Annotated in this window: 13 protein-coding genes and 1 pseudogene; 7 read left to right on the plus strand and 7 right to left on the minus strand. The window is 72.2% G+C overall.

Annotation, left to right across the window (positions count from 1 at the left end):
- The 3 genes from AC1DPN_RS18885 to AC1DPN_RS18895 all read left to right on the plus strand — a co-directional run.
- On the plus strand, positions 1-440 hold a 440-nt coding region (locus AC1DPN_RS18885; protein ID WP_477086321.1), incomplete at its 5' end, for a class F sortase.
- Between the two features lie 56 nt (positions 441-496).
- A complete protein-coding gene (locus AC1DPN_RS18890; protein WP_477086322.1) occupies positions 497-1081 on the plus strand; it encodes an RNA polymerase sigma factor in 585 nt (194 codons plus the stop codon).
- Positions 1065-1814 carry an anti-sigma factor gene (locus tag AC1DPN_RS18895; protein WP_477086323.1) on the plus strand — a complete coding sequence of 250 codons (750 nt, stop codon included), beginning with the start codon at positions 1065-1067 and terminating at the stop codon, positions 1812-1814. The genes AC1DPN_RS18890 and AC1DPN_RS18895 overlap by 17 nt, the downstream gene beginning before the upstream one ends.
- A 66-nt stretch (positions 1815-1880) precedes the next feature.
- Here the strand turns inward: AC1DPN_RS18895 and AC1DPN_RS18900 are convergent, their stop codons facing one another.
- The 3 genes from AC1DPN_RS18900 to AC1DPN_RS18910 all read right to left on the minus strand — a co-directional run bounded on the left by AC1DPN_RS18900 (position 1881) and on the right by AC1DPN_RS18910 (position 6389).
- A complete protein-coding gene (locus AC1DPN_RS18900; RefSeq protein ID WP_477086324.1) occupies positions 1881-2135 on the minus strand; it encodes a DUF6458 family protein in 255 nt (84 codons plus the stop codon).
- A 96-nt stretch (positions 2136-2231) separates the two neighbouring features.
- Positions 2232-4286 (minus strand): S9 family peptidase, encoded by a 2055-nt coding sequence (locus AC1DPN_RS18905; protein WP_477086325.1) that lies wholly within the window; start codon positions 4284-4286, stop codon positions 2232-2234.
- A 39-nt stretch (positions 4287-4325) separates the two neighbouring features.
- Complete coding sequence (locus AC1DPN_RS18910) at positions 4326-6389, minus strand: bifunctional copper resistance protein CopD/cytochrome c oxidase assembly protein (RefSeq protein WP_477086326.1); 2064 nt, start codon at positions 6387-6389, stop codon at positions 4326-4328.
- 450 nt (positions 6390-6839) lie between these two features.
- Between AC1DPN_RS18910 and AC1DPN_RS18915 the strand changes: the two are divergent.
- The 4 genes and pseudogenes from AC1DPN_RS18915 to AC1DPN_RS18930 all read left to right on the plus strand — a co-directional run.
- Positions 6840-7085: pseudogene (locus tag AC1DPN_RS18915) on the plus strand (MFS transporter); the annotation flags it as partial.
- Positions 7086-7197: 112 nt separating this feature from the next.
- Entirely contained in the window at positions 7198-8511 is a 1314-nt protein-coding gene (locus AC1DPN_RS18920; protein ID WP_477086327.1) for an MFS transporter, read from the plus strand.
- A 134-nt stretch (positions 8512-8645) separates the two neighbouring features.
- Positions 8646-9155, plus strand: a complete 510-nt coding sequence (locus tag AC1DPN_RS18925) for a QcrA and Rieske domain-containing protein (protein WP_477086328.1) — start codon at positions 8646-8648, stop codon at positions 9153-9155.
- A 3-nt stretch (positions 9156-9158) separates the two neighbouring features.
- Positions 9159-9599 carry a hypothetical protein gene (locus AC1DPN_RS18930; RefSeq protein ID WP_477086329.1) on the plus strand — a complete coding sequence of 147 codons (441 nt, stop codon included), beginning with the start codon at positions 9159-9161 and terminating at the stop codon, positions 9597-9599.
- Here the strand turns inward: AC1DPN_RS18930 and AC1DPN_RS18935 are convergent.
- Genes AC1DPN_RS18935 through pdhA form a run of 4 tightly spaced genes read right to left on the minus strand, consistent with a single transcriptional unit; the run spans position 9596 to position 14023 of the window.
- Entirely contained in the window at positions 9596-10279 is a 684-nt protein-coding gene (locus AC1DPN_RS18935) for a hypothetical protein (protein ID WP_477086330.1), read from the minus strand. The two genes, AC1DPN_RS18930 and AC1DPN_RS18935, sit on opposite strands and share 4 nt — an antisense overlap.
- Positions 10280-10322: 43 nt before the next feature.
- Entirely contained in the window at positions 10323-11816 is a 1494-nt protein-coding gene (locus tag AC1DPN_RS18940; protein ID WP_477086331.1) for a dihydrolipoamide acetyltransferase family protein, read from the minus strand.
- A 39-nt stretch (positions 11817-11855) separates the two neighbouring features.
- Positions 11856-12881, minus strand: coding sequence for an alpha-ketoacid dehydrogenase subunit beta (locus tag AC1DPN_RS18945; protein WP_477086332.1), 1026 nt, complete (start codon positions 12879-12881; stop codon positions 11856-11858).
- Complete coding sequence (gene pdhA, locus AC1DPN_RS18950; protein ID WP_477086333.1) at positions 12878-14023, minus strand: pyruvate dehydrogenase (acetyl-transferring) E1 component subunit alpha; 1146 nt, start codon at positions 14021-14023, stop codon at positions 12878-12880. Before pdhA ends, AC1DPN_RS18945 begins: the two co-directional genes overlap by 4 nt.
- Positions 14024-14223: the final 200 nt, after the last annotated feature.

Consider the following 14223-nt stretch of genomic DNA (forward strand, 5'->3'; position numbering starts at 1 on the left):
TGCGGATCGAGGTGCCCGACGTACGCATCGACATGCCGGTCGACCCGGTCGGTGTGGCGGCGGACGGCTTGATGCAGATCCCCGAGGACGCGAACCGCGCGGGCTGGTACCAGTTCGGACCGACCCCGTGGGATCCCGCCGGCTCCACGCTCGTCGCCGCCCACGTCGACAGCTGGCAGACCGGGATCGGCCAGTTCTCCCGCCTGCGCAAGGTCTCCGTCGGTGCCACCTTGACCGTGACGACCGCGGACGGGGTCGCGCACGCCTACCGGGTGGCCTCGGTCGAGAAGACGCCCAAGTCGCAGGCTCCCGTGGACCAGTGGTTCGACCGCACCGGAGCGCCCCGGCTCGTCCTGGTGACCTGCGGAGGAACCTGGCAGCCCGAGATCGGGCACTATTCGGACAACGTCGTCGTCATGGCAGAGCCGCTGGGTGGCTAACCGTGATATTGCTGGGCGGTGGACCCGTCCCCGGGGTGTCGAGTGAGGTGCCGCCGATGAGCGCGCCCGGACCTCGCGCGGCCCATCGCACGGACCCTGACGGTGAGGGTGTCGAGGAGCTCGGTCGTGCGTTCGCCGCCGGCGACGAGGCCGCGGTGGCCGAGGCCTACCGACGCTGGTCGACCCTCGTGCACACCGTCGCTCTGCGCTCGCTCGGCAGCGTCGCGGACGCCGAGGAGGTCACCCAGCTCGTGTTCGTCGAGGGATGGCGCAGCCGGCACCGCTTCGACCCGTCGAAGTCGCGGCTGCCTGCCTGGCTGCTCGGCATCACGCGACACTGCGTGGCCGACGCCCACGAGCGTCGCTCGCGCGACCGCCGCCTCCGTGACGCGTCGATCACCGACGAGGCCGTGGTGACCTCGGCGGACGACCGGGTCGTGAACCAGGTGGTGGTCGCCGACGAGCTGGACCGGCTGGGCGACCCGCAGCGCACGATCCTGCGGCTCGCGTTCTACGAGGACCTGACGCACGACCAGATCGCTCGACAGCTCGACCTGCCGCTCGGCACGGTCAAGAGCCACGTGCGACGCAGCCTGGCTCGCCTGCGGACCCGATGGGAGGTGGATGGTGCCGTTCGATGACTCGCACGTGGACGGTGAGGTCCTCGCCCTGCTCGCACTCGGGGAGACCGCCGGCAGCACGACCGACCTCGCGCACATCGAGGAGTGCGAGGTGTGCTCCGACGAGGTGACGGCCCTGCGCAGCGTCGTCGACGCCGCCCGGTCCGCCGGTCCGATGGTGCCGCCCGCACCGCACGTGTGGGACCGGATCGCCGACGAGCTCGGGCTGGCTGCGGCGCCACCGGTCGCCACCGACGCGCCGTCCGACGCCGAGCCCGCCGCCGTGACCGACCTCTCCTCTCGCCGCACCGCGCGCCGAGGACCCCGCCAGTGGCGCTGGGTCGCGGCCGCGGCCGCCGCGGGCGTGCTCGTCGGCGCGACCGGGGTGTGGTGGCAGACGTCGAAGGACGAGCCGACCTCCCTCGTGGCGACCGCCACGCTCGAACCCCTGCCGGGCTGGGACGCGAGCGGGTCGGCGGCGGTCGAGACCTCGTCGGACGGCACCCGTGTGCTGGTGGTCGACCTGGACGAGGGCGACGTCGGCGACGACGGGTTCCGTGAGGTCTGGTTGCTCAAGCCGGACGTCAGCGGCCTGGTCAGCGTCGGCACCCTGGAAGGGTCGTCGGGCCGGTTCGACCTGCCCGCGGGCCTCGACCTGACGCAGTTCTCGGTGGTCGACGTGTCCGAGGAGCAGTTCGACGGGGACCCCGCGCACTCGGGGAACTCGATCGTGCGCGGCGCCCTGCAGGCCTGACAGACGCCGGACGCCGCCGACCTGACGTGCAGGTCGGCGGCGTCGGGCGCTGGTGGTGCGTCCCCGTCAGACCGCGGGCGGCGCCGGCGGAGCGGGCGGTGCAGGGGGCGCCTGCGGCGTCGTGCGCTGCTCGACGACCTCACGGTGCGTCGTGTTGTTGCGCTGCGCGTTCATCGCGATCGCCAGGATCAGCGCGAGCGCTCCCGCGCCCATGCAGATGTAACCGATCACGGTCAGGTCCACGCCCTCGATCCGGTCGCTGACCCCGAAAGAGAGGATCGCGCCGATGACGATGAGGGCGATGCCGCCTCCGATACCCATGTCGGAACCTTTCGTCGTGGCGGGCATCTGTTCACCCGTCCATGAGCGGCGATCCTCCCGCGGGACCGACCGACCCGCATCCGGGGGCGGTCGGGATCACCCCAACGTGTCCGGGTACTCGGCGTCCTTCCCGAGCACGTGCTCCGCCAGGAACGCCTCCACCACCTGGTACCAGACGACCGCGTGCTGCGGGCTGAGCACCCAGTGGTTTTCGTCGGGGAAGTAGAGGAAGCGGTGCGGGCTGCGGCCCTCCTCGTCGGCCGGGAGCGCACTCTTGGCCAGCAGCTCGTACCAGAGCCGCAGGCCCTCGCCGATCGGCACGCGGTAGTCCTTGTCACCGTGCACCACGAGCATCGGGGTCGCGATCTTCTCGACGTGCAGGTGCGGCGAGTTGTCGAGCGCCATCTGGTCGGTCATCTCGCGCGCCCAGTAGAACGCCGCGTCGGTGGTCGGTCCGAACTGGTCGAGCGCCCACAGGCTCGCGTGCGTGACGATCGCCTCGAACCGGTCGGTGTGGCCGGCCACCCAGTTGGCCATGTAGCCGCCGAAGGATCCGCCCATCGCCGCGGTCCGGGTCTCGTCGACGGCCGGGTGCTGCTCGGCCGCGTCGGTGATCGCGAGCAGGTCCGTGTATGGGGCTGCGCCCCAGGCACCCCAGCCGTCCTGGACGAACTGCTGCCCGTACCCGGTCGACAGCGCGGGGTCCGGGAGCAGGACCGCGTACCCGCGCGCGACGAGGATCCACGGGTTCCAGCGCCACGACCACGCGTTCCAGGAGCCCAGCGGGCCGCCGTGGATCCACAGGACGAGCGGCGCCTTGTCGTCCGAGGTGGGCCGTGCGAGCCAGGCCCGGACACGCCGGCCGTCCGTCACCGACTCGACCTCCTCGAGCGTGCCGGGGAGCTCCGGCGTGGCGACCGGGCTGATCAGGGGCGTGCTCGCGACCGGGGCGTCGGCGGTGAGGTCGATCCGGACCGGGTGCGACGGCGCCTCGTAGGAAGACCTCAGCGCGTACGCCGTCCGGCCGTCGGGGCTCACGCTCACGTCGGTGAACGTCGCGTCGTCGCTCGTGACCTTGCGGACGTCGCCGGACGCGAGGTCGATGCGGAAGATCGGCCCGCGACCGTCGTCGTCGGCCGTGACCAGGATCGCGTCCGAGTCCGGCAGCCAGACCGGCCCGTGCGGCCAGCGGTCCCACGTCTCGGCGAGGAGCCGCGGCTCGCCGCCCGCCAGCGGGACGATCCCGAGACGGACGACCGGGGCGTCGAACGGCGTCGAGACGGTCTCGTGCGAGAACGCGACCCAGCGCCCGTCCGGCGAGACCGCCGGACCGCCTACGTCCGCACCGGGATCGTCGACGAGTACGCGGCGCGACCCGGTCGCGACCTCGATGGCCACGAGCTTCCCGCGCAGCACGCCGCGCCCGGTCGGCACGTACCAGCCGCTGACCACCGTCGACCCGTCGGGGCTGATCGTCGACCCCTGCTCCAGGAGCTCCTGGCGCGCGTCAGGCGTGACGTCGGTCAGGGTCAGCCGGGGGTCGGTCGCACCCGCGAGCGGCTGCGTCACGTGCTCGCTCAGCGTGGCGGTGAACAGGTGCGGGGCGTCCGGACCCAGGTCGTGGTCCCAGAACCGGATCGGGTACCCGTCGTGCAGGATCGCCGAGACCTTCTTCTCCTTGCGCGCCTTGCGCAGCTTCTCGTCGGACGCGGCGTCGGTGGCCGACGGCAGCACGTCCGACCCGACCAGCACCACGGGCGCGTCCCGGGCCACGACGACCTGACCCAGCCCCGCCGCCCGGTCCGCGATCACGCGTGCCTCGGCGCCGTCGCGCGGCAGGAGCCACAGCGCGGGCACCGGGTCGTCGTCGTCGGAGGCCTTGTCGGGGTCCGGTCGTGCGCTCGTGAACAGCAGGTCGCCGTCGGCGGTGAACGCCTGGCTGCTCTCGCCCTTCGCGCTGCGGGTCAGCCGCCGGGGCTGCTTCACGCCCTCGGGGTCCACCTCCCAGAGCGCGGTCACGAACTTGGTCTTCTTGCTGTCCAGCGTCGCGACGCCGGTCACCAGCCGCGTGCCGTCCTTGTTCAGCACCAACCCGCTCAGCCGCGGGATCGCCACGTAGTCGTTCAGGTCATCGAAGGAGGTCTCACCCATCCCCCCGTCCTATCATCCGCGGCCGCTCCTGCGCGGAGCTCAGCGCGCCGGGGGCTCGCCTGCGTCCCGAGCCGCGAGAGCCGCGAGCATCGCGTTGTACTCGTCCATCTCGACGTCGCCGTCCCGGTCGACCTGCCGGTCGCGGCGGCGGGCGGTGCGCTCGTCGTCGCGCGACCAGGAGATGGCGACCAGCACGGCCAGCACGAGGGTCGGCAGCTCGCCGATGCCCCACGCGATCGCGCCGCCCGCCTGCTGGTCGGCGATCGCCGACGCACCCCAGGGCCGACCCATGAGTCCGAACCAGTCGGCGACGAACAGTGCGTCGCCGGTGACGAGCGTGACGCCGAAGAACGCGTGGAACACCATGGTCCCGAACAGCAGGAGCAGCCGCTGCGGGTAGCCCCACCGACGCGGCCCGGGGTCGATCCCGACGAGCGCGTTGACGAACAGGTACCCCGCGAGCGTGAAGTGGACGACCATCGCCAGGTGCCCGACGTCGCTGCGCAGCGACCACTCGAACAGCCCCGAGTAGTAGAAGACGATCATCGAGCCGATGAAGTTCACGGCCGCGACCAGCGGGTTCGCGAGGAACTGGCCGACGTGGCTGTGCACGAGGACGAGGATCCACTCGCGCGGACCTCGGGACTCGTCGGACCGCAGGAGCGAGGTCCGGACCGGCAGGGCCCGGAGCGCGAGCGTGACCGGCGCGGACAGCACCAGGAAGATCGGCACGACCATCGCCAGGGTCATGTGCTGGATCATGTGGCCGCTGAACAGCACGTGCCCGTACATGTTGGGCGCCCCGTTCGTCGCCCAGCCGAACAGCACCATCCCGGCGGTCCACGAGATCGCGCGCCCGACCGGCCAGTGGTCACCACGCTTGCGCAGCCGCAGCACCCAGCGCCAGTAGACGACGAGCCCGGCACCGACCGCGAACGCCAGGATCAGGTCCCAGCGCCACTCGGTGAGCCAGCGCAGGCCCGTCGGCTCGGGCGGCAGGGGGTGGCCGGTGATCTGGTAGGCGGGCGACGGGTCGACGGGCGGCTCTTCGGAGACGGGCGGCGCGGTCGCACCGAGCGCCACGGCCACCCCGGAGACGGCGCCCATGACGGCCAGCTCGACGAGCACGAGCCGCCAGAACAGCACCCCGCCGACTCGTCGGACCTGGCCCGCCGCGCCGCCCGCGAGCCGGGGCAGGACGCGACGCCGGTGGGCGAGCCCGAGCAGGCCGAGTGCGCCGAACAGGGCCGCCTTGGCCAGCAGGAGGACGCCGTAGGTCGTCGTCAGGTCGGACCAGCCGCCGGTGCGCAGCAGCCCGTTGACCAGTCCGGACACCCCGACGGCGACGAAGCACCAGCCGGCGACGACGGAGTACCGCGCGACCGAGACGGACAGGTCGGTGCCGACGCGCGTGACGAGCAGCGCCAGGGCCGCCAGCGCACCGATCCAGAGCGCGGCGCCGACGAGGTGGACCACCATCGACGACGTCGCGATGCTGTGCCCGGACGCGCCGGCGGCGTGCCCGAGCTGAGCCTGCTGGAACAGGGCGACGAGCACGAGCGCACCGGTCCAGGCCGCTCCGGTCGGCGTCGCGACGACGAGCGAGAGGGCCGTGACGACGGCCGCCACGGTCGTGATCAGCAGCAGCGTGCGCCCGAGGTCGAGCTCGGTGACGAACACCCCGAGCTGCGCGCCGAACGCGTCGGAGGTGAGCGCCTCGCCCGCGACGTCCGCGTAGGTGAGCACCAGGTGCACGATCGACAGCACCGTCCAGGCGCCGGCGGCCACCCCGGCGACGACCAGACTGCGCGGGTAGGCCGTGCCCTCCGCGGTGCCGACGCCGGCACGGGCCGCCCGTGAGGGTCGGGCGCCCGCGGTGACGCGCGGCAGGATGCCGACCGCCAGCAGCAGCGCTCCGAGCGTCACGGAGCCGGCGAGCTCCGACAGGGCCGACGACGCGGGCAGCCCCCACCGGACGAGCGGGCCGGGGTCACGCAGGACCGTCGAGACGGCCGCACCCGAGAACCAGATGCCCAGCAGCGCGAGGGCCACCGCGGCCAGCGGGAGCACGACGACGCGCCACGGACCCAGGGGTCTGCTCACGCCGGTTCCTCCGGCGCTCGTCGCCGGCGCACTCACCCGCTCAGCCTAGGTCGCCGCGGTCAGTCGAGCGGACGGCGTCGCAGGAGCAGGACAGCCGTCAGGCCCCGCCGGCCACGACCACAGCGACGGCGCCGAGGACGGCGGGCGCGGGCAGTCCCCGGACCTCGTCCGCAGGGCAGCCATTGGCTCGGACATGCGGGACGCCGTAGCCGGTGGCAGCGTGGACGTCGCCGCGTGACCGGGAACACATCCGGGTCCGGTGGTTGTTTGATCTCGGTGCGGGATGGTTGTCTCGCGCAACCACTTGCAGCCGGTCGTAACCGCACCCCGTCTCGAGAAGGCCCGATGACCCAGCAGCGCACCGACGCCCCCGCCCCCGCCTCCGGCTTCACGGCTCCGACGCACCGCGAGATCCTCACGATCCTCGGCGGGCTGATGCTCGGCATGTTCATGGCCGCGCTGGACCAGACGATCGTCGCGACGTCGATCCGGACGATCGGCGACGACCTCAACGGCCTCTCGCTGCAGGCGTGGGTCACCACCGCCTACCTGCTCACGGCGACGATCTCGACGCCGCTGTACGGCAAGCTCTCCGACATCTACGGCCGCAAGCCGCTGTACATGATCGCGATCTCGCTGTTCGTCGTCGGGTCGCTGCTCTCGGGCACCGCGAACTCGATGTACGAGCTGGCCGGCTACCGCGCGCTGCAGGGCCTCGGCGCGGGCGGTCTGATGGCGTTGGCCATCACCATCCTCGGCGACCTGGTGGCGCCCCGGGAGCGCGCGGTACCAGGGGTACTTCCTCGCGGTGTTCGGCGTCTCGAGCGTGCTCGGACCCGTGGTCGGCGCGTTCTTCGCCGGGACCGAGACGATCCTCGGGATCGCCGGCTGGCGCTGGGTGTTCCTGATCAACGTCCCGATCGGCATCATCGCGCTCATCGTCATCTCGCGCGTGCTGCACCTGCCGCCGCTCAAGAAGGTCCAGCACCGCATCGACTGGCCGGGCGCCCTGCTGCTCGTCGTCACGCTCGTGCCGATCCTGCTCGTCGCCGAGCAGGGCCGGGTGTGGCACTGGGACTCGCCGAAGGCGATCGCCTGCTACGTCATCGGCGTGCTCGGGCTGATCGGGTTCATCATCGCCGAGCGGTTCGCGAAGGCCGACGCGATCCTGCCGCTCTACCTGTTCCGCAACCGCACCTTCTCGATCGGCGCGGGCGCCAACGTGGTCATCGGCCTCGGCATGTTCGGTGGACTGGCGACGCTGCCGCTCTACCTGCAGATCGTGAAGGGGCAGACCCCCACCTCGGCGGGCCTGACGCTGATCCCGTTCACTCTCGGGATCATGGCGGGCTCGATCATCGCCGGTCAGACGACCTCGCGCACCGGCCGGTACAAGGCCCTGCCGGTGTTCGGCACCGTGCTCATGGCCAGCGGCTCGCTGATGTTCTCGCGGATCCAGACCGACACCTCGTTGAACTTCATCTTCGCCTGCTCGGTGGTGTTCGGGCTCGGGCTCGGCTTCACCATGCAGCCTCTGGTGCTGGCCGTGCAGAACGCGGTGCCCGTGCGGGACATGGGCGTGGCCACGTCGTCGTCGCTGTTCTTCCGGCAGATGGGCGGAACGCTGGGCACGGCGGTCTTCCTGTCGATCCTGTTCTCGACCGTCGGCGACAACATCAAGGCGGCCTTCGCGGCGGCGGTCAAGACGCCGGCGTTCCAGCAGGCGATCGCCGACCCGGCCGTGCAGAGCGATCCGGCCAACGCACCCGTCCTCGGGCTGCTCCAGCCCGGGTCGGGCGCGACGCTGCCCTCGCTGGACAACTCGTCGTTCATCAACGACCTGGATCCACGGCTCGCCAGGCCGTTCCTCGACGGGTTCTCCCAGTCGATCGACACGGTGCTGCTCGTCGCCGCCTGCATCATCGCCGTCGGCATCCTCCTGACGGCCCTGCTGCCCGAGCTGCCGCTGCGCAACGTGTCGGGGATCCAGGGGCGGATGGACGCGGACGCCGCCGACGCCGCAGCGGACGTTCCCGCCGCGGCCGCCGGAGCGACGGCGGTCAGCGGCGTCGCCGCGATCGTCGCCGACCAGTCAGCCGTCGACCGCGCCACGCCCAGCTGACCGTCCCGCTCGGCGCGGCGGTCGGATGGGCGCTAGCGTCCGAACGACACAGGTGCCGCGTGCGGTGAACCTTGCACCACCCCGTCTCGTGACAACTGGTGACAGCTCGTCACTGCTCGCGCACGGAGGTGGACATGTCGTCGCTCATGGATTCCCCGAAGACGCTCAGCCCTCACGACCCGCACCCCGACGGCTGCGGCCGGTGCCTGGACCGGCGGCAGGTGCTCGCCCGGGCGGGCGTCGTGACCATGGGTGTCGCCGCCATGGGGGTGCTGGCGGCCTGCGGTGGCGGCTATGGCGACGGCTCGTCGGACGACAGCAGCAGCGGTGGTGGTGGTGGATCCAGCGACGGGGTCCTGGCCCAGCTATCCGACATCCCCGAGGGCGGCGCGATCTCCGCCGAGGATGCCGACGGCAAGCCGATCATCCTGACGCAGCCGACCGCCGGGACCGTCGTCGCGCTCTCGGCGATCTGCACGCACCAGGGCTGCACGGTCGCGCCGGACGGCAAGCAGCTCAAGTGCCCCTGCCACGGCTCGGTGTACGACCTCGAGGGCGGCAACGTCTCGGGGCCCGCTCCCGATCCGCTGCCCGGGATCGACGTGCACGTGGCCGACGGCGCCGTCGTCGCGGGGAAGGCCTGAGCCATGGAGTGGCACCGCGGTCCTCAGGCGACCTCCGACGTCCTGCGCGCCCTGCTCAGTGCGTGCGTGATGCTGTCGGCGGTCGTGCACCTCGACCTGTGGGCGAACGGCATGAAGTCGCTCGACGTGGTCGGCCCGGCGTTCCTGCTCAACGGAGTCGGCGGCATCGTCCTGGGTGTGCTGGTGCTCGTCTGGCGGCACTGGCTCCCCCTGCTCGGGGCGATCGGCTTCGGCGTCGCGACCCTGACCGCGTTCCTCATCTCGACCACGCCCGGTGGGTTCTTCGGGGTGCACGAGCAGTGGGTCGGCATCCCGGTGTGGCTGTCCGCGATCTCGGAGATCGGCGCGATCCTCCTGGGCACCGCGGCGATCCTGGTCGAGCGCCGCGCACCGGCGACGAGCACGACGCGACGCACCACCAGCACGGGGGCGCGGGCAGCCTAAGGTTCGCCGAGCAGGCGCCGCTCGTAGGCCGCGACCACCTGTGCCGGCGTCCAGTCCTCGGTGCCGACGGCCTGCGACCGGCCGACGTACGTCCCGCGCCCGCGCTCGGCGCCGAGCCAGCACGCCTCGTCGAGGAACACGGCCCGCGCCTGGGCGATCGCACGCGAGGTGAACAGGCTCGTGGTCGCGCCGCTGTCCCGGTAGCCGACGGCGAACCCGTCCGGCCCGGCCTCGAGCACGATGCACTCGTCCCCCATCGACGCGCTCGCGCCGACGACCACGAAGTCGACGCCGTCGACCAGGTCGTTGTCGAGGGCGTCGTCGCGCAGGTCCGTGAGCTCGGCCGGGGCGCCTTCGAGGACGGGGGGCGACGAGGGAGCGGTGGCCGCCGGTGCCGGCTCGGCGACCTTGTGCAGGATCCGGAACCGCCTCAGGTCACGGACGGACAGCGGGGACCGGTTGGTGTCGAGGAACCGGTAGGCCGGACGGTCGGGCGTCTCCGGCGGGTGGGACGCCTCGAGCAGCACCAGCGCGTCGAGCACGAGGCTGCTGGAGGTGTCGACGCGGTAGCGGTGCGCGTTCGAGGCGCCCGTGTCCGGGACCAGCACCTCACCGCGCTCGTACCCGACGCGGCTCAGTGCGAGGTCGTCGTCCACCGTCAGGGTCCGCACCACGCTCATGCCCGGAGCCTGACACACGCGCAGCGGTCGGGCGCCGCCCGCCTCAGCCCCAGACCAGGCCCTGCGCCGGGTCGTGCAGGACGCGGGCGACGTCGGCGAGCACGCGGGACCCGAGCTCGCCGTCGACCAGCCGGTGGTCGAAGCTCAGCGCGAGCTGCGTGACGTGCCGGATCTTGATCTTGCCCTTGTGCACCCAGGGCTGCTCACGGATCGCGCCGAACGCGAGGATCGCGGCCTCGCCCGGGTTGAGGATCGGGGTGCCGGTGTCGATGCCGAAGACCCCGACGTTGGTGATCGTGATCGTCCCGTCGGACATGTCGGCGGGCGTCGTCCTACCGGCTCGCGCCGTGGACGTCAGCTCCGACAGCGCGATCGCGAGCTCCTTGAGGCTCAGCCGGTGCGCGTCCTTCATGTTGGGCACGACGAGCCCGCGGGGGGTCGCGGCCGCGATCCCGAGGTTGATGTAGTGCTTGTAGACGATCTCCTGCGACTGCTCGTCCCACGAGCCGTTGATCTCCGGGTGCCGGCGCACGGCCAGCATGAGCGCCTTCGCGGCGATCAGCAGCGGGGTCACCCGGACGTCCGCGAACTCGCGGTCGGCACGCAGGCGCTCGACCAGCTTCATGGTCGCCGTGACGTCGATCGTGTGGAACACGGTGACGTGCGGCGCGGTGAACGCGCTGGTCACCATGGCCTCGGCGGTCCGCTTGCGCACCGACTTCACCGGGACACGCGTCTGCCGGCCGTCGGGCGAGACCGTGCCGCTGGCCAGCCAGGGGGCGTCGTCGCCGGGGTAGGTGGCCAGCGTTCGGGCCTCGGCCTGCGCCGCACGACCGAGGATGTCCTCCCGCGTCACGATGCCGCCGGGACCGGTCGGGGAGACGGAGTCGAGGTCGACGCCGAGCTCTCGGGCCAGCTTGCGCACGGGCGGCTTGGCCAGCGCGTGCGGGCGGTTGCCCGGCGCCGCACCGTTGGCGGCGCGCTCACGTCGAGCGGTTCCGGCATCAGCGACGCCGTAGCCGACGAGCACCGCCTGCCGTTCGGCCGGCGCCTCGGCCACGGCGGGCTCCGGCTCGGGCTCCTCGGCGACGACCGCGGCAGGTGCCGCCGGTGCCGCGTCGCCCGCGCGACCCGCACGGGCGGCCTCGATCTCGTCGGAACCACCGGGCTCGACGCCCTGGTGACGGTTGGGCCGCCCGCGGTGCCCGTGCTCGATCGCGCTGCCGCCCTCGTCGGAGATGCGGGCGCGCGACGCCTCGATCGGGGCGCCGTCGTCGGCCGGTGCCCCGGCCGGGTCGATGTCGACCTCGATGATCGGGGTGCCGACGTCGACCGTCTGCCCGGGCTCGACCAGGATCCGCGTGACGACGCCCGACCAGGGGCTCGGCAGGTCGACGAGCGACTTGGCCGTCTCGATCTCGACGATGGTCTGGTTGACGGTGACCTCGTCGCCGACGGCCACGTGCCACGCGACGATCTCGGCCTCGGTCAGACCCTCACCGGCGTCGGGGAGGGGGAACTGCTGAAAGTTCGGCACGGCTAGCTTCTCCTCGGCCGCTCGTCGGATGGTGCAGTCTCAGAAGGCGAGCGAGCGGTCCACGGCGTCCAGGACGCGGTCCAGCCCGGGCAGGTAGTCGTGCTCGATCTTGGCGACCGGGTAGGGAGCGTGGAAGCCACCGACCCGCAGCACGGGCGCCTGCAGGTGGTAGAAGCAGTCCTCCGCGATCCGCGCCGCGACCTCGGCGCCGGTGCCGTACAGGACGGGTGCCTCGTGCACGACGACGCAGCGGCCCGTCTTCTTCACGGACTGGGCCACGGTCGCGGTGTCGAGCGGTGACAGGGCCCGCAGGTCGACGACCTCGATCGACGTGCCCTCCGCACCGGCGACCTCGGCGGCCTTGAGCGCGGTCTGCACGGTCGGCCCGTACGCGACGACCGTCAGGTCGGTGCCGGGCCGGATCACGCGCGCGGTGTCGAGGCCGGGGTGCGGGGCGGTCAGCGCGGCGTCGAGGTCGACCGAGCCCTTCTCCCAGTAGCGGCCCTTGGGCTCGAAGAACAGCACGGGGTCCGGCGAGGCGATGGCCTGCTGGATCATCGTGAACGCCTCGGCCGGGCTCGACGGGCTGACGACCCGCAGGCCGGCTGTGTGCGCGAACAGCGCCTCGGGCGACTCGCTGTGGTGCTCGACCGCGCCGATGCCGCCGCCGTAGGGGACGCGGATCACGACGGGGAGGTTCAGGCGGCCCTTGGAGCGGTAGTGCATCTTGGCCAGCTGGGTGGTGATCTGGTCGAACGCCGGGAAGATGAACCCGTCGAACTGGATCTCGCAGACGGGGCGGTAGCCGGCCAGCGCCAGACCGATCGCGGTGCCGACGATGCCCGACTCGGCGAGCGGGGTGTCGACGACGCGGTCGCCGCCGAAGTCCTTCTGCAGCCCGTCGGTCACGCGGAAGACGCCGCCGAGGGCACCGATGTCCTCTCCCATGAGGAGCACCTTGGGACTCGACTCGAGCGAGCGCCGCAGCCCCAGGTTGATCGCCTTGGCCATCGTGACGGTCTGCACGCCGGTGGTCGTGGAGCTCGTCTGTACGGGCGCGTTCATCGGTGGCTCCCCTCGCCGGAGTGGCTGGCGTCCAGGAACGACGCCTCGTACTGCTCGAACCAGGCACGCTCGGACTCGACGACCGAGTGCGGGGCGGCGTAGACGTGCTCGAACATCGAGGCCGCCGACGGACGCCCCATCCCCCGGACGGTAGTCCGCAGCCGCTCGCCCAGCGCGTCGGCCTCGGCGTCCAGGGTCGCGACGAAGTCCGCCGTCAGCTCGCCGCGCTCCTCGAGGTGGATGCGCAGGCGGTCGATCGGGTCGCGCTGACGCCAGTGGTCCTCCTCGGCCGCCGAGCGGTAGCGGCTCGGGTCGTCGGAGGTGGTGTGCGCGCCCATCCGGTACGTGAACGCCTCGATGAACGTCGGGCCGCCGCCGCTGCGTGCCCGCTCCAGCGCCTCGGCGGTCACCGCGTAGGTGGCCAGCACGTCGTTGCCGTCGACCCGCACGCTCGGCACGCCGAACCCGGGCCCGCGGTCGGCGAGCGGGACCCGGGACTGGCGGATCGTGGGCTCGGAGATCGCCCACTGGTTGTTCTGGCAGAAGAAGACGACCGGTGCGTTGTTGACCGCCGCGAAGACGAGGGCCTCGTTGACGTCGCCCTGCGAGGTGGACCCGTCGCCGAAGTAGGCGACCACCGCGGAGTCCCGGTCCGGGTCGCCCGTGCCGACCGCACCGTCGCGCTGGAGCCCCATCGCGTAGCCGGTCGCGTGCAGCGTGTGCGAGCCGATGACCAACGTGTACAGGTGGAAGCCGAACTTCTCCGAGTCCCAGCCGCCATGGTCGATGCCACGGAAGATGCGCAGGACGTCCGCGAGGTCGACGCCTCGGGTGTGCGCGACGCCGTGCTCGCGGTAGCTCGGGAAGACGTGGTCGTGCTGGGCCAGCGCGCGGCCGGAGCCGATCTGTGCGGCCTCCTGGCCGAGCCCCTGCGCGAACAGGGCGAGCTCGCCCTGACGCTGCAGCGAGGTGGCCTCGTTGTCGAACCGGCGGACCAGCACCATGTCGCGGTAGAGGCCGCGCAGGGCCTCCGCGTCCAGGTGGGCCACGCGGGCGTCGTAGTCGGGGTGGGCTGTGCGCTGGCCTGCGGGGGTCAGCAGCTGGACGAGTCCGTCCTCGGTCACAGGGCCGTTCGGGGCCACGCGGTTCTCCTTCGCGTGCAGCGGTCGAGGGGCCGCTCCGGATGGTCGACGCGAGCGACGGGCTCGCAACCTACGACACCGTAGCCTACGGAACCGTAGGTTGCCGCGACGAGGCGCGGCCAAAGGTCCCCTTTCGTGGTTGTGGGGTCTCCACAGGGACCCGGTTCCTTCACAGCTGCCCGCCGTCAGCGGGCCCGCCG

This window comes from Cellulomonas sp. P4_H4, from assembly GCF_056400865.1.